Here is a 19,052-nt window from a genome sequence, read left to right as displayed (position 1 = left end):
TCGGGAAATCGCCGAAATTTAGGCTGACGGAACAGCTCACCACTCGGAAAGGCACTCCATGGACCACGTCACCCCCGCAGCGGCCGACGCCGCCGCAGACGTCCCCGGCACGCCCCGACGCGTCGTGGTGATCGGCGGCGGCCCCGCCGCGCACCGGTTCACCGAGGCGATGGCCGCCCGCGCCACCGCATCCGGCAACACCGGGACCGTCGAGCACACCGTGACTGTATTCGGCGAGGAACCGCACCTGCCCTACGACAGGGTGGCGCTGTCCCGCCGCCTGGTCGACTCCGAAGACCTCACCCTCGGCGACACCGCCCTGTGGGACGCCGCCTTGATCAGTTACCGCGGCGGCAGCAGCGTCGTCGGCCTCGACACCGCGGCACAGGCGATCACCCTCGCCGACGGTGAACGGGTGCGGTACGACGACCTCGTCTTCGCCACCGGCTCCGCCGCCACCGTGCCGCCCATCCCCGGCGCCGAGGCCGGTCATGTGTACCGCACCATCGAAGACGTCGATTTCCTCGTCGGCGAGATCGGCCGGCTGCGCGAGCGCCTGGGGCGCCCGGCCAATGTCGTCGTCGTCGGCGGCGGACTGCTCGGCCTGGAAGCCGCCGGCGGTCTCGCCAGGCTCGGCGCCGCATCCACCCTGGTGCACTCGGGTGACTGGCTGATGTCGGCGCAACTCGACGAGGGCGCCGGACAGGCGCTCGGCCGACTGATCGGCGCGCAGGGCATCGCCCTGGCGCTCGGCACCCGGCCCACCGAGATCCTGCGCTCCCCCACCGGCCGGGTCCTCGGTGTCTCGCTCACCAACGGCAGCCAGCTGCACGCCGACCTCGTGGTCTTCTCCATCGGCATCACCCCGCGCGACGAACTCGCCAGGGCCGCGGGTCTGGAGCTCGGCCCGCGCGGCGGCATCGTCATCGGCGACGACTGCCGCACCTCGGTAGCCGGGATCTGGGCCATCGGCGAGGTCGCCAGCATCGACGGCGTCTGCGTGGGACTGGTCGCCCCGGCCAACGCCATGGCCGAGGTCACCGCCGATCGGCTGCACGGCGGCGAAGCCGTCTTCCCCGGCATCGACGATGCCACCAAGCTCAAGCTCTCCGGGGTGGAGGTCGCCAGCTTCGGTGACGCCCTCGGCCGCACCGAACACTGTCTCGAGGTGGTCTACGCCGACCCGGCCCGCGGCCTGTACCAAAAGATCGTGGTCACCGGAGACGCCAAGACCCTGCTCGGCGGCATCTTCGTCGGCGACGCCTCGCCGTACACCTCGCTCCGGCCCCTGTTGGGCCGCGAACTGCCCGCGGAGCCCGGCGCCTACCTCTCCGCCGCCGGCGCCGAACCGCCCGCGAACAGCGACCTGCCCGACGATGTGCAGCTCTGCTCCTGCAACAACGTGTCGGTCGGCGCGGTGCGCGAAGCCGTCCGCGGCGACCACGGCGAGGCCTGCACCGAACTAGGCCCGCTCAAGGCCTGCACCCGTGCCGGCACCCAGTGCGGCTCCTGCGTCCCCCTGGTCAAGAAGATCCTCGAGACCGAGCTGCGCAAGGCCGGCGTCGAGGTGTCCAAGGCCCTCTGCGAGCACATCGCGTTCAGCCGCAGCGAACTGTTCGAGAGTGTGCGCATCCTGCAGCTCACCTCGTTCGACGACATCATGGAGCGCTTCGGTACCGGCCTCGGCTGCGACATCTGCAAGCCCACCATCGCGTCGATCCTGGCCACCCAGACCAACGGCTATGTGCTGGATGCCGGCCGTGGCGGCCTGCAGGACACCAATGACCGCGCCCTGGCCAACATGCAGAAGGACGGTACATACTCGGTGGTGCCGCGCATCCCGGGCGGGGAGATCACCCCGGCCAAGCTCAAGGTGATCGCCGAGGTCGCCGAGCAGTACAACCTCTATACGAAGATCACCGGCGGGCAGCGGATCGACCTGTTCGGTGCCCGTCTCGAGCAGCTGCCCGAGATCTGGACGATCCTGGTGGACGCCGGTTTCGAATCCGGTCAGGCCTACGGCAAGTCGTTGCGCACCGTGAAGAGCTGCGTGGGCAGCACCTGGTGCCGGTTCGGCGTGCAGGACTCGGTATCGATGGCCATCCAGTTGGAGCTGCGCTACCGGGGGCTGCGGTCGCCGCACAAATTCAAGCTCGGCGTCTCCGGCTGCGCCCGTGAGTGCGCCGAGGCCCGCGGTAAGGACATCGGCATCATCGCCACGGATGTGGGTTGGAACCTGTACGTGGGCGGCAACGGCGGCTTCCAGCCGGCGCACGCACAACTGCTCGCCCAGGACCTCGACGACGACACCCTGATCGCCTACATCGACAGGTACCTGATGTACTACATCCGCACCGGCGACAGGCTGCAGCGCACCGCGCGGTGGCAGGAAGAGTTGCCCGGTGGGCTCGAGCATGTGCGCGATGTTGTCGTGAACGACAGCCTGGGCCTGGCCGCCGAACTGGAACTGGCCATGGCCGCGCACGTGGGCAGCTACGAGGACGAATGGGCGGCGACCCTGAAGGATCCGGAGAGGCTCCGCCGGTTCCGCTCGTTCGTGAACGCGCCCACCACGCCGGACCCGGCGATCGTGCAGGTGCTCGAGCGCGGCCAGCCGCGCCCGGCCTGGCCCGGCGAGCGCGCGGCGCTGGCGGAGGCGGCACCGACGGATGCGGGTCAGACCAGCACTGTGCAGACCGGCACGGTGCAGACCGGCGCTGACTTCTTCGGTGTCAGCGTCAACGAGCCCGACGACACCGCCCCAGCCACCGGGCCGGTGCTGCTCTCCGGCGCCCGGATCCCCCTGCGGCCGGCCGACCGGAACGACACCGACCTGCCTTCAACCGGGCGGAACGACTCCGGGCGACACACAACCGCTCACACCGCTCCAGTAGACGGAGAATAGTGCCATGCCGAATCCAACCCTCGACATCGGTCTGAACGTGACCGGTCGCCGCGTGCTCATCATCGGCGGGAGCCGCCCCGCCCGCCGGGTCATCGCCCGGTACCGTGCTGCGGGCGCCGTGCTCTACCTCGCGGCAGACACCTACGAGGTGCCCAACCCTCTCGTGCGCGCCGTGGCCTGGCCGCATTCGCCGCGCGGCTGGCGCGACCTGGTCTCCGCCGTTGACCTCGTCGTGGCCGTCGACCTGCCCGCGCACGACGAGCCGCTGCTCGTCGCCGCCTGCGCCGAGAAATCGGTCTGGCTCACCCGGGAGTCGGCCGCCCCGGTGTCCAGGCCCGGGCACGTCACCCTCGTCGGCGGCGGTCCCGGCGACGACGACCTGCTCACCGTCGCCGCGCTCACCGCGCTCCGCGGCGCCGACATCGTCTACTACGACAGGCTCGGTCCGCACGACAGGCTCGACGAGTGGGCGCCCGGAGCCGAACTGGTGAACGTGGGCAAACATCCGGGCCACCACGCCGTACCGCAGGCCGAGATCGAGCAGTTGCTCGTGACCAGCGCCCGCGCCGGCCTCACCGTCGTGCGCCTCAAGGGCGGCGACCCTTTCGTGTTCGGCCGTGGCGGTGAAGAAATGGCCGCCTGCCGGGCCGCCGGAGTTCCGGTCACCGTGATCTCCGGGGTCACCAGCGCCATCTCCGTGCCGGCGCTGGCGGGCATCCCGGTCACCCACCGCGACGTCTCCCGCCTGTTCACGGTGCTCAGCGGTCACCTGCCGCTCAGCGAGGAGGAGCTGGCCCACCTGGTGGGCCTGGGCGGCACCATCGTGGTGCTGATGGGCGTGGGTACCCTGCCGCACCTGGCCAGCGGCCTGGCCCGGCACGGCATGCGCGCCGACATGCCCATCGCCATCATCGAGCGCGGCTTCTCCGCGCACCAGCGCACCACCGTTGCCGACATCGAAACCGTGGTGAGGGTCGCCGGCGAGGTCGGCGCCCGCTCCCCCGCCGTGCTCGTGATCGGCGAGGTCGTGCGGCTGGCCCAGTGCGACGACGCCGCGGCCGTTGAAGTGCTCGCAAACGCCGCTACACTCTCAGGCCAGAGGTAACCCTGCCTGACACGTCAACCACCAGAACCATCGGAGACACAGTTAACGACATCGGAACAGAAGCGGGGCTGCCCGGCTTCCGACCGGACCAGCTCGAGGGCTTCCGCATCGGAGTCACGTCCGACCGCCGGAGTGAGGACCTCATCGCCGCGTTCGAACGACGCGGCGCCGATGTTCTGCATGCCCCGGCGATCCGCATCGCTGCCGCGGCCGACGACTCGCAGATCACCGCCGACACCGCGGCGATCATCGCCGGCCGGCCGGACATCCTGCTGGCGACCACGTCGTACGGCATCCGTCGCTGGCTCGAAGCAGCGGATGCGGCCGGGCTCGGCCACGACCTCACCGAGACCCTCGAGAACAGCCGCATCCTCGTGCGCGGCCCCAAGGCTCGCGGCGCCATCCGCGCCGCCAACCTTGACGACTCCGGCATGAGCGACGAGGAAACCACCAGCTCGCTCGTGGACAAGGTGCTCGGCGAGGGCGCGGCCGGGTTGACGGTGGCCGTGCAGCTGCACGGGTTCACCGACGAGTCCCAGATCCAGCGGCTGCTCGACGCCGGTGCCACGGTGCTCACCGTCGCGCCATACCGGTGGTTGCTGCCCGACGACTCCAGCCGGGTGCTCAAACTCATCGACGCGGTCTGCACCGGCTCGCTTGACGCCGTCACGTTCACCAGCGCACCCGCTGTCGAGGCGCTCTTCGGCGCGGCGGATGGCGTCGGCCGGCTCGAAGCTCTGCAGGAGGCCCTGCGCGGACCTGTCGTGGCCGCCGCGGTCGGGCATGTCACCGCCGCACCCCTGCTCGCGGCCGGCATCACCCCGATCGTGCCGGAACGGTTCCGCATGGGAGCGCTGATCAAGCTGGTCTGCGATTACCTCGCCGACGAACGGGTTCTGCGCCTGGACAGCCGGCACGGTCCGGTGGAACTGCGCGGACGGCGGGTGTCTGTCGCCGGCGCATCCGCCCTGCTGCCGCCGACGTCGCTCACCCTTCTGCGCGCCCTGCTCGCCGCACGGGGGTCGGTACTCTCCCGCGCCGATCTGACGGCCGCGCTGCCCGAAATCCAGGACGACCACGCCGTCGATGTGGCCATCAGCCGGCTGCGCCAGTCCCTGCCGGCGCCGGCGCTGGTCGCCACGGTGATCAAACGCGGCTACCGCATCGACGTGTAGCGGACGCTTCGCGCTCGCTCAGCAGGAGGCCACTCGAGTTGCCAGTTGAGGCCCTTCTGCCAGGGCACCTTTCGGCGATTCGACGAAACGTGCTGCGCCGATGTGCGCCAAAGTGCCCCTTCGCCCGCCCCGAAGCGGCGTAGTGCGGCAACTCGGCGGGCACTCCCCGCTGCGCGGGGGTGGCGAGTGGGGTGTGTCAGCTGCAGCTAGGTGAGGCGGGCGGCGACCTCGTCGAGGACCGACTCCGAGCCGGCGTAGATGCCGTCGGGCCGGGGCCAGTGACTGATCACGTCGGTGAAGCCGAGCTCGCCGGCCCGGCCGACGGCGTCATCGAAGGCACCGACACTCTCCAGCGAGTACGCCCCGCCGCTGTCGAGCGAGAGGTAGCGGTCCAGAGAGCCCGGCGCCCGGTCCGCCGCGGCGAGGGTATCTTCCAGCCGGTGGACCAGCGCCGCCACCGCGCTCCACCATTCCTCGCCCACGGCACCGTCGGCGCCCGTGGTCACCCAGCCCGCACCGTGTTCGGCGACGAGCTTGAGGCCCTTCGGCCCGTTGGCGGCGATCACGAACGGAACCCGGGGCTGCTGCGCCGGCCGGCCCACCATACGGGCGTCCACCGCGGTGAACCAGTCGCCCGCGAAGTCGAAACCGCCCGCTCCCGGCTTCTCGTGGCGCAGCAGCAGGTCGAGGTCGGTGACGAACTCGGCGAACCTCTCGTGCCGCTGACGCGGGGTGTATGTCGGTTGCCCGAGCACGAAGGCGTCGAAGCCCGTTCCGCCCGATCCCAGCCCGAGCAGCATCCGCCCGCCGGAGATGTCGTCGACCGTGGCGACCTCCTTGGCGAACGGCACCGGATGCCGAAAGTTCGGTGAGGCGACGAAGGTGCCCAACCGGATCCGGTCGGTGACCGCCGCCGCGGCCGCCAGGGTGGGGATGGTGGCCTGCCACGGCTGATCGGCGAGGCTGCGCCAGGACAGGTGGTCGTAGGTCCAGGCGTGATCGAAACCGTACTGCTCGGCGCCCTGCCATTTCCGGCGGGCCTCGGGCCAGTCGAACTGGGGCAGGATGACGATTCCGTGGCGCATACCGGCAGTCTACAAACCCACCGGGCAGCCGGGCGGCCGGAGTCCCCGCATCCGCCTACCCCGCGCCGGGGCGACCAGAGGGTGCTATGACTGGTGCGTCGGCGCCGCGCCGCACTCGAGGAAGATCTGCAAAGGAGCACCCCGATGGACCCGATTGTGACCCCGGGCCGGTTCGCCGGCCAGACCGCCATCGTCACCGGAGCCGGCTCCGGGATCGGAAAAGCGACAGCCGTGCGACTGGCCAGGGAGGGCGCCAGGGTGATTGCCGGCGACGTGGTTCCCGCCCGTCTGCAGGAGCTCCTCGACCAGTTCGGCGACCTCGACATCGTGACCGTCGACGGCGACATCAGCCACCAGGACACCACCACACGGCTGGTCGCCGCGGCGAACGGCCGCATCGACGTCGTCGCCAACGTCGCCGGTGTCATGGACGGCTTCCTCCCGATCGCCGAGGTCGACGACGCCACCTGGGAGCGGGTTTTCGGCATCAACGTGACCGGCATGATGCGCCTGATCCGCGGGGCACTGCCGATCATGGTGGCCGGCGGCGGCGGGTCGATCGTCAACGTCACGTCCGAGGCCGGCCTTCGCGGCGGCGCGGCCGGGGTCGCCTACACGTCGTCCAAACACGCCGTGATCGGTCTGACCCGCAACACCTCCGTGATGTACTCGGCCCAGGGCATCCGCTGCAACGCGGTCGCGCCCGGCGGGGTTCAGACGAACATCGAGGCTCCGATGCGGTCTCCCCTGGCCGGGTCGGTGCTCGGCCCGGTGTTCCAGCACGTGTTGCCTCCGGTGGCCACCTCGGAGCAACTCGCCGCCACCATCACCTGGCTCGCCAGTCCGGACTCGGCCAATGTGACCGGCATCGTCCTGGCGTCGGACGGCGGCTGGTCGGCAATATGAGATCCGGTCTCCCTGTCGTCGCATGAGAGGGGTGCGGATGTCGGACGGTGCTGCCAGACTCACCGCATGACAGGCACAGACCAGACTCAGAGCCCCGTCCCGTTCCCCGGCCGCACGCACGGCCATGGCAGATCCGCCCCGCCGTTTCGGTGCGGCGTCGTGCCGCCCTACCTCCTCGAGCACCTGGCCGCGGTCGAGGACCCGCGCTTCGAGGCCGCGGCCGAGGCCGCCCGGCGATCGTTGCGCGTCGACGACCCCATCCGCAGCCTGCGCTTCGAGCGCCGCACCAGCGCGCTGCCCGCGCTACCCGTCGAGGCCGTGCCGGGCGTCAGCACCCGCACCATCAGCGACGCCGGTCAGCTGCAGCGGCTGCCCGGCCGCACCGTGCGCACCGAAGGTCAACCCCCGGTCGCCGACGTGGCGGTCAACGAGGCATACACCGGCCTCGGCGACACTCATGGCCTCTACTGGAGCCAGTACCAGCGCGACTCCATCGACGGGCGCGGCCTTCCGCTGGACGCCACGGTGCACTACGGACGGGACTATGACAACGCCTTCTGGGACGGCGAACGGATGGTGTTCGGCGATGGCGACGGCGAGGTCTTCAACAGGTTCACGATCTCGTTGAGCGTGATCGCGCACGAGCTCACCCACGGTGTCACCCAGTACAGCGCCAACCTCGCCTACCAGGGCCAGTCCGGTGCGCTCAACGAATCGGTGTCGGATGTCTTCGGCGCCCTCGTGGAGCAGTTCGCAGCCGGCCAGGACACCCGGTCGGCGAGCTGGTTGATCGGCGCAGGGCTCTTCACCGAGCAGGTGCAGGGCCAGGCGCTGCGTTCGATGAAGGCTCCGGGCACCGCCTATGACGACGATGTTCTCGGCACCGATCCGCAGCCGGCCTCGATGGACGGCTACATCGACACCGAAGACGACTATGGCGGAGTGCACCTCAATTCGGGCATCCCGAACCGGGCATTTTATCTGGTCGCCGAGGCCCTCGGCGGCAACGCGTGGGAGGCGCCGGGGCAGATCTGGTACGACACGCTCACCGGCCCCACCCTCGCCGTGAACGCCGACTTCACCGCATTCGCGACGGCGACGGCGACGGCCGCGATCACCCGCTATGGCGCGGGCTCCGCCGAGCACGACGCGGTTCTGGCGGGGTGGACCGGAGTGGGTGTGGTCTTCGATCCGCTGCGAGCGGCCTCCTGACGCGGCGGCGTCGGTTCAGCGTTCGCTGGCAAGCCGCCTTCGATCATGCCGACATCCCCGATCGTGGCCCCGGCCGGACGTACCATGGGGCCATGAAGGTCGTCGTCTCACGCAGCGGAGGCATCGCTGGGCTCCGGGTCACCTGGGACGTGCAGGTTGACGAGCAACCGGATGCTGCCGGGTGGATGCGTTTCCTTGAGGAACTGCCCTGGGACGAGGCCGTAGACAGCGCACCGATGCCGGACCGTTATGTGTACCGCATCCGGTGTGCCCCGCACGAGGTGGTGCTCGCCGAACCACAGGTGCACGGCGCCTGGAAAGACCTGATCGACAGGGTGCGCGCGGCGAGCGAACGCTGACGCAGAGCACCGAACATCGTGTCGTTAGCACCCTGTAATAACGCACGCCCGGCGATACTGATAACGTGACTCGAAAGGGGGTCACGGGGCCCCATCGAGGGGGGCCATCATGGCAACGGCATATTCGTCTGCATCATCACTTCCTGGCGTCGCGGGCGCCGCCGCTTCACGCCGCAGAGCCGGCCGGCCAGCCGCCGGGCGACCCGGTGCCCTGCTGCGGCGCGGCCTCGCCGTCACCTTCGGCCTGGTGGTTGCCGCCGCCGCGATCCTCGGCACCACGCAGGCGCCCGCCTCAGCGGCCCCGGTGCCCGGCACGGTCAACCAGTGCAACTACATCCAGGACGGCGGCGGTAACGAAATCGCCTGCGACGTCACCATCACGAACTACCTCGACCTCGACACCGGCCTGTCCCGCTCGGACATCACCGTGCGCACCTGTGAAGGCCCGGTCGGCGAACTGCTCTGCACCACCATCCCGGTGAGCTTCCCCACCGCCACCACCGTCGTCGATCAGTGCAACAACTCCGCCAACGGCGGCGGGTCGATCGCCACCTGCAACGTATCGGTGGAGAACGTCATCGTCGGCGATGCCACGACGTCCCCCGCAACTGTTGACCAGTGCGGCGGTTCCGGTGCGGAAGGACCCGAACCCACGCTCAACTGTGCTCCGGTGTCCACCACCACCTCGGCCACCATCACCCAGTGCAACGGCTCCGTCAACGGTGGCGGCGCCGCACTTCGCGTCACCTGCACGGTCGATCCGTCGACAGTCAGCGCGGCGCTGCCCGTGACCATCCGTCAGTGCAACGATTCCGTGAACGGCGGCGGCTCCTTGCTGACCTGCACCGCTTCACTCACCCACCGGATCCTGCCCGCCGGAAGCGTCATCCCCACCCCGACACCGCCGGTCACCACCCCCTCGGCGACGCCTCCGGTCACCACCCCCTCGGCAACGCCTCCTACCGTCGAGGCAGGCCAGACTCCCACCCCGTCGGCGAACCCTCTCATCCCCATCGCCGGCGGCGGCGGCAGCGGCGCCGGCTACGGTACCGAACTGGCTGAGACCGGTACGGATGCCCTGCCGGTGTTCCTCATTGCGGCCGGAGCGCTGCTGATCGGTGGAATCCTCCTCACCGTGATGCTGGTGCGTCGCCGTTCCACCCAGCTGTAGGGCAACACGCCGCGGTCCACTCGGCATACTCGCCGAGTGGACCGCAAAGTGGGACTATGAGGTATGGACAACAACGACCTTGATCCCGTTCGCATTCTCAGCGAGGACGAGTGCTGGGAGTTGTTGCTGTCCTCAAGCTTCGGCCGTCTCGCCGCGGCTGTCGCGGATGACATCGAGATCTTTCCACTCAACTTCGTCATGGCCGACAAACGGCTTCTGTTCCGTACGGCCGAGGGAACCAAGCTTCTCGCCCTCACCGTGAACAACAAGGTGGCTCTTGAGACCGACGCCATCGGGCGCGGCGACGCGTGGAGCGTTGTCGTGAAGGGTCTCGCCCGAGTCCTCGACACCCAGGCCGAGATCGAAGCCGCCAACGCGCTCCCGCTCCGTCCGCTGGTTCCCACACTCAAGTACATCTGGGTTGAGATCACCCCGACCGAGCTGAGCGGGCGCCGGTTCGCCCTGGAACCGGAACCGGAGCGGTACTAGCCGTTAGTCGCTGGCCGCCGCCGGAGCGACCCGGCCCTCGCCAGAGAGTCCGATGAGCATCAACACCGCAGTGCCGTAGGCATCCGCCGCGGTGGCCGCCTCGAACACCTCGTCGACTCCGCGCACGTGCACGCTCACCCGGTACCGGTCGTCGCTGAGCCTGTGCAGGGAGCGAAACGTGCCGCGCAGGAGCGCCCGCATCTGGTCTTCCCTCGGCAGCCACAGGGCATCCTCGAGCGCGAGCGAATCCAGTGCCCACTCCGTCGTGCCGTTGAAACCGAGGATGGTGCCGGTGTCGAACTCGTGCGCCTCGATGGTCATCTCGCTGACAGTGAAGACCTCGGAGTCGAAGCCCGGTCGTTCGATGCGGAACGAGTCACCGGATACCGGATGCCAGGACAATCCGGCCTGCTGCAGGGCACGGGCACAGTCGATTGAGATCATGTCCCATTATCGGCGCGGGATACCGTTGAGCGCGAGGGCGTTTTTCGCACTCACACCAGGCCGTCAGACACAGAAGAATGGCACGCAGGTGCGCCTGCGTGCCACATATTTCGGGGTGCCCCGGAGCGCCGTCAGCATTCTCCGGGGCCACCACTCACCCATCAGGCGGGTGCGGATCGAACGGTCTAGCTGACGCCGTTCAGGTCGATCACGAAGATCAGGGTCTTACCGGACAGCCGGTGACCGGATCCGGCCGGGCCGTAAGCCAGGTGCGGCGGCACGGTGAGCTTGCGACGGCCACCCACCTTCATTCCGGGGATACCCTGCTGCCAGCCGGCGATGAGGGAGCCCAGCGGGAAGTTGATCGTCTGGCCGCGGTTCCAGGACGAGTCGAATTCTTCGCCGGTGTCGTATTCGACGCCGAGGTAGTGCACGTCGACGGTGGCGCCGGCGGTGGCCTCGGCCCCGTCACCTACCACGATGTCGACGATGTCGAGCTGTTCGGGCGCGGGGCCCTCCGGGAAGTCGAGTTCGGGCTTGGAGTTCAAATCAGTCATGAGACCATCCAATCGGATTCCGGCTCCGGACGCACACCTGGAAATTACCCCTTGCGCGAACGCCGTGGCCAGGTGCAGTCTTAGTGCATAGAAACTCGCCGCACCGGGAGAGTTGTCGGCAGTGCCACACCACCGGGCGGCGGGTTTTCTCGTGGGGCCGTGAATCCGGGCGGCACGGTCAGCCGATGACCTGGGCGCGGTCGTCCATCAGCAGGCCCAGCAGCCGGGCCTCCTCGACCTGGTCGGGGGTGGTTCCCGGCTGTGCCGCTGCGCCGCTGCGACGGGAGGGGCGCAGCTGGGCGCTGACCAGTCGTTGCCGCACCGATGCCAGCCGGGTGGCATCCGTGATGAAGCGGTTCATCGCGAGGCGACGCGCCTGCGGCTGGCCGTGTGCCCATGCCCGTGCCTGGCGTCGGCCGCGGGGAGTGGCCAGCATCGCCACCTCGGCCGGGGTGAACCAGCCCACGGCGGCATAGTCGCTGAGCCGTTGCACCGTCAGCGCCTCCTCCTTGCGCCGCAGCATGACCACGACCAGGATCGCGCCGAGGAACATCGGCACCTGTACGAGGAAGTAATAGCCCACCAGGGATGCGTCGTCGGTGAGTAGGAAGAACGCCCCGTTCCACACCGCGTGCAGCAGAACCGCAGCGGCCAGGCCGATGAACACGGCGCCGAGATAACTTGAACCGCTCGCACGCCGGGCGGCGAAGCCGATGGCCAGGCCGGTGCAGGCCGTGAACAGCACGTGCGCGAACGGGGAGATCACCCCGCGCAACAGGAAGGTCACGCCGAGGTCGGCGATCCCGCCGTCGAGCATCGCCACACCGAAGTACTGGATGTTCTCCGAGAACGCGAAGCCGGCGGCGATCATGGCCGCGTAGACGACTCCGTCGATCGGACCGTTGAACTGGCCGCGGATCACCCAGAACAGCAGCAGGATGCCGAATCCCTTCGCCGACTCCTCCACGAGCGGCGCCTGAATGACGGCGGCCGTGAAGTCGCCCGCCGGTCGGGCCACGCCGCTGGTCGCGACGACGATCTGCACACCGAGGTCGAACACCAGCGCCGTCACGATAGAGACGCCGGCGCCCCAGAGGAAGGCAAACCAGAGCGCCGGCCGGGGTTCCGGCTCCCATCGGTCGATCCAACGCACCGCCAGCACCACCAGGGTGAGCGGCACCAGCGCCAGCAGCAGACAGACCAGCACCGCGCCCGGACCGAGGAAGGTCGAGAGGTATACCAGGACCAGCAACAGCGCGAGCGCGGCGACCACGATGCCGATGCTCGCCCACACGACAGTGCTCAGGTTTGTGCGCCGCACCGGCGAACTCCACACCGGCGTCTGGATGGGGGTGTCCTGCTGGGGCACGGCGAGCGGTCGGCCGGTCGGGTCGAGGGTCATGCCCGCCAGTTTACGGGGACCGGACCGGTTCGAACCGGGCAGATTCCGCCCGAGCGATGACCCCGAACGGCGATGTCTGATTCCCGCTACCGGTCGTGCGGTGCGCGTGTCAATCTTGGGGGGTGACACCAGCGCCCAGCTCCCCCGACGACCCGGTCTTCGCCGAACGATACCGGGCCATGTCCTCCCGCGACGCCCGCTTCGACGGCCAGTTCATCACCGGCGTGCACTCCACGGGCATCTACTGCCGACCGAGCTGCCCGGCCGTGACCCCCAAGCCCGGCAATGTGTCGTTCTACCTCACGGCTGCCGCGGCTCATGAGGCGGGACTGCGGGCGTGCAAACGCTGCCTGCCCGATGCCGTGCCGGGGTCGCCGGCGTGGAACATCCGTGACGACCTGGCCGCCAGGGCGATGCGGCTGATCGGCGACGGCACCGTTGAACGAGAGGGCGTGCCCGGGCTGGCAAACCGGCTCGGCTACACCCCGCGACACCTCACCAGGGTGCTGGTCGCCGAGGTCGGCGCCGGCCCTCTGGCGCTGGCTCGCGCCCACCGCGCGCAGACCGCTCGCGTGCTGCTCATGAGCACCGACCTGCCGGTCACCGACATCGCATTCGCCGCCGGTTTCGGCAGCGTGCGGCAGTTCAACGACACCATCGCCGCGGTGTACGAGCGCACACCGTCGGCCCTGCGGGCCGGCGCCCGGGTGCGGGCCGGCAGCCGCGACCGGGACACCGAAACCGGCACCGGCACCGGCACCGGCACCGGCACGAGGATCAGCCTGCTGCTGCCCGCCCGTGCACCGTTCGACGGCACGGGCCTGCTCGGCTTCCTGGGTGTGCGGGCCATCGACGGTGTCGAACGGTCCACCTCCGCCGGGTACGAACGCACCCTACGGCTCCCGCACGGCTGGGCCACCCTGCAGCTGGCCGTCGCGGGCACCCTCGAGGCACCCGCGATCGCCTGCACCGCCCGGCTGAGCAGCCTCGCCGACCTCGCTCCTCTCGTGAGCCGGGTGCGCCGCCTGTGCGACCTCGACGCGGATGCTCAGGCCATCGATCGTGCCCTGGCCGACGACCCGGCCCTGGCCGGCTCCGTGCACGGTACCCCCGGCATCCGGGTGCCGGGCAGCCTCGACCCCGAGGAGACCCTGTTCCGGGCCCTGCTGGGCCAGCAGGTGTCTGTCGCCGCCGCCCGCACCGCCCTCGGCCGGCTCAGTGCGGCCCTCGGCGAGCCGGTGCCCGGCGCCACCGCCACCGCCGCCCCACAGCTGCTCTTCCCCACAGCCGCCAGCATCGCCGAACATGGCCGCGAGGTGCTGCGCGGCCCTGCGGCCCGCATCGACACGATCATCCGCGTCGCCGCGGCGTTAGCTGCCGGCGACCTCGTGCTCGACGTCGGGGAAACCCGCGACGATCTGCAGGCCCGACTGACCGCCCTGCCCGGCATCGGACCGTGGACTGCCGGGTACGTGGCCATGCGGGTTCTCGGCAGCCCCGACATCCTGCTCACCAGCGACCTCGCCCTGCGCCAGGGCGCCGATCGGCTCGGCCTACCCGCAACGGCCAGAGACCTCGCCGCCCACGGCAGCGTCTGGGCGCCATGGCGCAGTTACGCCGGCATGCACCTCTGGCGGGCGGCGGGAGCCCCACGACCGGCCGGGCAGGCAGTTCACGGCAAGAACGGTTCTGGCCGGTTACGCTGAAGAAGTGAAGTTTGCGCATCTCAGAGTTGAAGGCCAATCCACCCCCCGTCTAGCCATCGTGGTGGACGACGCGGCACTCTTCCTCGACGAGGTGATCGATGACGCCCCGCGCGACCTCCAGGACCTCCTCGAAAAGGGCGCCCCGGAATACGACAGGGTGCGGGCGCTCACCGCGAACGCGCTGACCCACGGTGCCAGCCTCACCCCCATCGACGATCTGCGGCACTCGTCTGCGGTGTTGCGCCCCCCGCAGATCATCGCGATCGGCGCCAACTACGCGGCCCACTCCTCCGAGCTCAAGCTGCGCAGCGAGACCGCCGCGACGGTGTTCTCGTTGTGGCCGAACTCGCTCACCGGCCACGAGTCGATCATCTCTTGGCCGAGCGATCTCACCGGCCAGGTCGACTACGAGGCCGAACTCGGCGTGATCATCGGCCGGCCCGCCCGCAACGTGTCGGTTCGCGACGCCCTCGACTACGTCTTCGGGTACACCGTCGTGAACGACATCACCGCCCGCGACCTGCAGTTTTCCGAGGCGCAGTGGTCCAGGTGCAAGTCGTTCGACGGGTTCACCCCCACCGGCCCGTTGGTGGTCACCGCAGACGAGATCGCCGACCCGCAGAACCTCTGGCTGACCACCCACGTCGACGGGCGCATCCTGCAGGACGCCTCCAGCGGCGACATGGTGCGCACGGTGGCCGAGATCATCGCCTACCTGTCGCTGACGTCCACGCTGCTACCCGGCACGCTGATCTCCACCGGCAGTCCCGGCGGCGCCGGCTACAGCCGCAAGCCGCAGGTGTTCCTCAAGGACGGCTCGACCGTCACCGTCTCCATCGACCGGATCGGGCTCCTCACGACCCACTGCCGTGAAATCTGAGCCTGGCCGGCCACCGGTCACCATCTCGGTCGTCATCCCGGTCTACAACGACGCCGACTTCCTGCGCACCTGTCTGCGCGCACTGTCTCAGCAGCGCCGGCCGGCCGACGAGATCATTGTGGTCGACAACGCCAGCACGGATGCGACGGCCGCAGTGGCCACCGCCGCCGGTGTGTGCCTGGTCCGCGAACCGCTGCGGGGAATCTGGCCGGCCACCGCGGCCGGCTACGACGCGGCCACCGGCGACGTGATCGCCCGGCTCGACTCCGACTCGGTGCCCCCGGTGGACTGGCTGGAGCGGATCGAGGCCCGATTCACGACCCATCCCGACACCGCCGTGTACACCGGTCCCGGCGACTTCTACAACTGCGGCCCCGTCACAGCCTGGTTGGGTGGCCGGGTCTACATCGGCGGCTACTTCCGCTGGATGGGGTTCTGGCTGGGCCACCCGCCGCTGTTCGGATCGAATTTCGCGATGCGCCGACAGGTCTGGGCCGCCAACCGCGACAGGGTTCGCCGCACCCGCAACGATGTGCACGACGACCTCGACTTCAGCATGCACCTGGGCCGCGACGAACCGGTCACTCTCGACCGCTCCCTCAGAGTAGCGATCTCCGCCCGCCCGTTCGAGACCCCGCGCGGGCTCGGCCGCCGGGTGGCGTGGGCCGGCCGCACTCTCTTCTCGGGCTGGCCGGACTACTCGCCCTGGCGCATCCGCCGGCGCGCGGCGAGTCGCCGCAAAAGACCGCTTCGCGCGCTCTGACAGGTCGTTTTGCGGCAACTCACAACCAGGAATCTCTGCCGTCAGCGACCGCTCGCGTAGAGAGCGAGCAGGTCGCGGGCCAGCTGGTGCGGGGTGGTCTCGCAGGGGCTGTGCCCGGCCGGGTAGACGCGCAGGTCCGCGCCGATCCGGTGGGCGAAGCGCCGGTGCTGCGCCACCTTCCACAGGTCGCGGTCGCCCACGGCGATGAGCTTGGGCACCCGGCTGCTGGCCAGTTCCCTGCGCACATCTGGGGTGTGCTTCATCAGAGCCATGATCTGGTCGAGGCTGGTGCGCCGGGTGTAACCGAACCGCCTGCGCGCCAGGTCGAGACGGCCGGGCCGGGTGTGGTTGCGGTTGGTGACGATGCCCCAGATCATCAGGGACGCGATGGTGTGCGCGGGCACCAGGCCGCTGATCGAGCCGAGCCAGCGCACGCCGCGAAAGGTCTGGCCGGGCCCCGGCGGCGTGGTCAGCAACACCAGCGAGGCGAACAGCTCCGGCCGCCGCGCCAGGGTCAGCTCGGCGACGAGGCCGGCGAACGAGTAGCCGAGCACGTGCACCGGGCTCTCCCCCGATTCCAGCACCGCGACCAGGTCGGCAACGAAGAGGTCGTAATCGAAACGCCGGCCCTGCACCGGCCCGGCCGCCGCGGACTCGTACTGGCCGGCGAGGTCGAAGCTCTCCACCCTGTAGCCGGCGTCGGCGATCAGCGGCGCGAGCAGCACGAAGTCCTCCTTCGACCCGGTGGCCCCCGGCACGAGAAGGACCCGCGGGTCGCCCCGCCGGCCCAGCCCGATGGCGGCCAGCCGGCCGCTGGGCGCGTGGAACCTGAACCGCTCGGTGCCCGGCGGCAGGATCGTCCAGTCGAGGTCGGGCAGGGCGGCGTCGAGCATCGCGAGTCGATCGGGCCGGATCGGCTCGTTCCTGTGGAGCGGTTGCCTCACACGCAGGGACACGGCACCAGAGTAGCGCCGCCCGCCTTTCCTCGGCGGGCCTACTCGATGATGGGGATCGAGGAAGTTCCGGTGTCGGGCCGCATCCCGGACAACCGGGCCGGTTCGAGCTCGCGCATCACGTCTTCCCTGGTCATCAGGTTGGCCTCGACCACCAGGTCGGACACGTTGCGCCCGGTGAGCAGCGCCGTCTGAGCGAGCGCCGCGGCGGCCGCGTAGCCGATGTGCGGGATGAGCGCGGTGATCACGCCGACACTCGAGCCGACCATAGCGGCGAGCCGGTCCTCGTTGGCGGTGATGCCGTCGATACAGTTCACCCGCAGGGTCCACATCGCCTGGGTCATCCAGGTGAGGCTCTGGAACAGGTAGTGCGCGATGACGGGTTCGAAGGCGTTGAGCTGCAGCTGCCCGCCCTCTGCGGCCATCGTCACCGTCACATCCGCCCCGGCGACGGCGAAGGCAACCTGGTTGACGACCTCGGGGATGACCGGGTTGACCTTGCCGGGCATGATGCTCGAACCGGCCTGGCGGGGCGGCAGGTTGATCTCGCCGAACCCGGCCTGCGGGCCGGAGGAGAGCAGCCTCAGGTCGTTGCAGATCTTGGAGAGCTTGATGGCGCTGCGCTTGAGGTTGCCGCTGAACGACATGAAGCTGCCGGCATCGCTGGTCGACTCGATCAGGTCCGGCGCCGCCTCCAGCTTGAGCCCGGTGATCAGATTGAGGTGGCGGATGGCCGCGGCCGCGTACCCGGGATCGGCCGTGATGCCGGTGCCGATCGCGGTGGCGCCCAGGTTGACCTCGGCGAGAAGCCAGATCGTCTCGGTGAGCCTGTCGTAGTCCTCGCCGAGAGTGGTGGCGAAGCCGTGGAACTCCTGGCCGAGGGTCATCGGCACCGCGTCCTGCATCTGGGTGCGCCCCACCTTGAGGATCTGCTCGAACTCGTCGGCCTTGACCGAGAAGGAGCCCTGCAGCGCTTTCAGTTCGCGGAGCAGGTGCTTGAGGAAGAACGCCAGGGCGATCTTGATCGCGGTGGGATAGGTGTCGTTGGTGGACTGGCTGCGGTTGACGTGGTCGATCGGGCTGAGAATGTCGTAGCGGCCGCGCCCATAGCCCGCGTTTTCCAGCGCGAGGTTGCAGATGACCTCGTTGGCGTTCATGTTGGTGGAGGTGCCGGCGCCGCCCTGCATGACTCCCACCACGAACTGGTCGTGGTACTTGCCCTCGATGATCTCCTGGCAGGCGGCGTCGATCCAGTCGGCCCGCTTTTGGGAGAGCGCGCCCACCTCGGCGTTCGCGCGGGCGCAGGCCTGCTTCACCGAGGCGAGGGCCACGACGAAGTCGGGGTAGACCGAGATCGGACGCTTGGCGATGGGAAAGTTCTCCAGCGCCCGCTTGGTGTGCACACCCCAGTAGGCGTCCGCGGGGACCTCGACGCGGCCGAGCGAATCGCGCTCGATGCGGAAGCCGGGGGTGACGGCGGGGATGTCGGCGCTGAGATCCTGGGGGCTGGTCGTGTCTTCTATGGTCAATTCGGCGTTCGTCGTTTCGGTTCTTGCGGACATGCTGCTGGTGGGGTGCACGTGGGCTCCATTGCCTTCGGTGAAGAGCTTGTGGCTCATGACCGACCCACTCTATCGCGAGGCCCCGGCCCGGCACCGGAGCCGCACGTTTCGCCTGCGTTACGCAGGGAACCGTCGTCTCCGGGCAGGGTCTGTGCAAGAAAACGCAGGTGCGACTCCACAAGTTACGTGGCGGCGGGCTCCTCGGGGAGGACGTCGTGTTCGATGGCCTCGTAGCCTTCAGCGGAGCTACGCGGCTTACTGGAGTAGCGCATCCCTCGCACGGCGCACGCACCAGAAGCCAGTTGAGGCCCCCTGGAACGCATCCAGGAGGCCTCAAATGTCATGTCACAGCCGGCCAGTCGCGGTGGCGGGCGCGCG

At 69.5% G+C, this 19,052-nt stretch carries 17 protein-coding genes; 11 read left to right on the top strand and 6 right to left on the bottom strand.

The features are described 5' to 3' along the window. Nucleotides 1-58: 58 nt before the first annotated feature. Genes nirB through B7495_RS05385 form a run of 3 tightly spaced genes read left to right on the top strand, consistent with a single transcriptional unit; the run spans nucleotide 59 to nucleotide 5,185 of the window. A complete protein-coding gene (gene nirB, locus B7495_RS05395; RefSeq protein ID WP_088455671.1) occupies nucleotides 59-2,905 on the top strand; it encodes a nitrite reductase large subunit NirB in 2,847 nt (948 codons plus the stop codon). A 4-nt stretch (nucleotides 2,906-2,909) separates the two neighbouring features. Next, complete coding sequence (cobA, locus tag B7495_RS05390) at nucleotides 2,910-4,010, top strand: uroporphyrinogen-III C-methyltransferase (RefSeq protein WP_088455670.1); 1,101 nt, start codon at nucleotides 2,910-2,912, stop codon at nucleotides 4,008-4,010. Nucleotides 4,011-4,012: 2 nt separating this feature from the next. Beyond that, entirely contained in the window at nucleotides 4,013-5,185 is a 1,173-nt protein-coding gene (locus B7495_RS05385) for a uroporphyrinogen-III synthase (protein ID WP_370028260.1), read from the top strand. Nucleotides 5,186-5,391: 206 nt separating this feature from the next. Here the strand turns inward: B7495_RS05385 and B7495_RS05380 are convergent, their stop codons facing one another. Then, nucleotides 5,392-6,270, bottom strand: coding sequence for an LLM class flavin-dependent oxidoreductase (locus tag B7495_RS05380; RefSeq protein ID WP_088455668.1), 879 nt, complete (start codon nucleotides 6,268-6,270; stop codon nucleotides 5,392-5,394). A 144-nt stretch (nucleotides 6,271-6,414) separates the two neighbouring features. On the opposite strand from B7495_RS05380, the gene B7495_RS05375 reads away from it, so the two are divergent. The 5 genes from B7495_RS05375 to B7495_RS05355 all read left to right on the top strand — a co-directional run bounded on the left by B7495_RS05375 (nucleotide 6,415) and on the right by B7495_RS05355 (nucleotide 10,407). Next, nucleotides 6,415-7,176 (top strand): SDR family NAD(P)-dependent oxidoreductase, encoded by a 762-nt coding sequence (locus B7495_RS05375; RefSeq protein ID WP_088455667.1) that lies wholly within the window; start codon nucleotides 6,415-6,417, stop codon nucleotides 7,174-7,176. Between the two features lie 66 nt (nucleotides 7,177-7,242). Next, nucleotides 7,243-8,388, top strand: coding sequence for a M4 family metallopeptidase (locus B7495_RS05370; RefSeq protein ID WP_088455666.1), 1,146 nt, complete (start codon nucleotides 7,243-7,245; stop codon nucleotides 8,386-8,388). 92 nt (nucleotides 8,389-8,480) lie between these two features. Then, a complete protein-coding gene (locus B7495_RS05365) occupies nucleotides 8,481-8,747 on the top strand; it encodes a protealysin inhibitor emfourin (RefSeq protein WP_088455665.1) in 267 nt (88 codons plus the stop codon). Between the two features lie 109 nt (nucleotides 8,748-8,856). Then, nucleotides 8,857-9,918, top strand: a complete 1,062-nt coding sequence (locus B7495_RS05360) for a hypothetical protein (protein WP_088455664.1) — start codon at nucleotides 8,857-8,859, stop codon at nucleotides 9,916-9,918. A gap of 63 nt (nucleotides 9,919-9,981) precedes the next feature. After that, complete coding sequence (locus B7495_RS05355; protein ID WP_088455663.1) at nucleotides 9,982-10,407, top strand: pyridoxamine 5'-phosphate oxidase family protein; 426 nt, start codon at nucleotides 9,982-9,984, stop codon at nucleotides 10,405-10,407. A 3-nt stretch (nucleotides 10,408-10,410) separates the two neighbouring features. Here the strand turns inward: B7495_RS05355 and B7495_RS05350 are convergent, their stop codons facing one another. The 3 genes from B7495_RS05350 to B7495_RS05340 all read right to left on the bottom strand — a co-directional run bounded on the left by B7495_RS05350 (nucleotide 10,411) and on the right by B7495_RS05340 (nucleotide 12,810). Then, a complete protein-coding gene (locus B7495_RS05350) occupies nucleotides 10,411-10,851 on the bottom strand; it encodes a hypothetical protein (RefSeq protein WP_088455662.1) in 441 nt (146 codons plus the stop codon). 185 nt (nucleotides 10,852-11,036) lie between these two features. Continuing rightward, nucleotides 11,037-11,408 carry an FKBP-type peptidyl-prolyl cis-trans isomerase gene (locus tag B7495_RS05345; protein WP_088455661.1) on the bottom strand — a complete coding sequence of 124 codons (372 nt, stop codon included), beginning with the start codon at nucleotides 11,406-11,408 and terminating at the stop codon, nucleotides 11,037-11,039. Between the two features lie 178 nt (nucleotides 11,409-11,586). Next, nucleotides 11,587-12,810, bottom strand: a complete 1,224-nt coding sequence (locus B7495_RS05340) for a PrsW family intramembrane metalloprotease (protein WP_088455660.1) — start codon at nucleotides 12,808-12,810, stop codon at nucleotides 11,587-11,589. A 179-nt stretch (nucleotides 12,811-12,989) separates the two neighbouring features. On the opposite strand from B7495_RS05340, the gene B7495_RS05335 reads away from it, so the two are divergent. The 3 genes from B7495_RS05335 to B7495_RS05325 are packed head-to-tail and all read left to right on the top strand — an operon-like array spanning nucleotide 12,990 to nucleotide 16,159. Beyond that, the gene (locus tag B7495_RS05335) at nucleotides 12,990-14,516 is read left to right on the top strand and encodes an AlkA N-terminal domain-containing protein (protein ID WP_088455659.1); all 1,527 of its coding nucleotides are present in this window, start codon (nucleotides 12,990-12,992) and stop codon (nucleotides 14,514-14,516) included. Nucleotides 14,517-14,520: 4 nt separating this feature from the next. Beyond that, nucleotides 14,521-15,396: a fumarylacetoacetate hydrolase family protein gene (locus tag B7495_RS05330; protein ID WP_088455658.1), complete on the top strand. Its 876-nt coding sequence runs from the start codon at nucleotides 14,521-14,523 to the stop codon at nucleotides 15,394-15,396. Beyond that, entirely contained in the window at nucleotides 15,386-16,159 is a 774-nt protein-coding gene (locus tag B7495_RS05325; protein ID WP_088455657.1) for a glycosyltransferase family 2 protein, read from the top strand. The genes B7495_RS05330 and B7495_RS05325 overlap by 11 nt, the downstream gene beginning before the upstream one ends. A 41-nt stretch (nucleotides 16,160-16,200) precedes the next feature. On the opposite strand, the gene B7495_RS05320 is transcribed toward B7495_RS05325, so the two are convergent. Next, nucleotides 16,201-17,052: an alpha/beta fold hydrolase gene (locus tag B7495_RS05320; protein ID WP_088455656.1), complete on the bottom strand. Its 852-nt coding sequence runs from the start codon at nucleotides 17,050-17,052 to the stop codon at nucleotides 16,201-16,203. A gap of 101 nt (nucleotides 17,053-17,153) precedes the next feature. Then, nucleotides 17,154-18,674, bottom strand: a complete 1,521-nt coding sequence (locus tag B7495_RS05315) for an aspartate ammonia-lyase (protein WP_088457923.1) — start codon at nucleotides 18,672-18,674, stop codon at nucleotides 17,154-17,156. Nucleotides 18,675-19,052: the final 378 nt, after the last annotated feature.

This window comes from Cryobacterium sp. LW097 (assembly GCF_002205495.2).
In the GTDB taxonomy this organism is placed as follows: domain Bacteria; phylum Actinomycetota; class Actinomycetes; order Actinomycetales; family Microbacteriaceae; genus Cryobacterium; species Cryobacterium zongtaii.
Note: the sequence above shows the minus strand (reverse complement) of the source record. Positions and strands in the feature narration are given on the sequence as shown.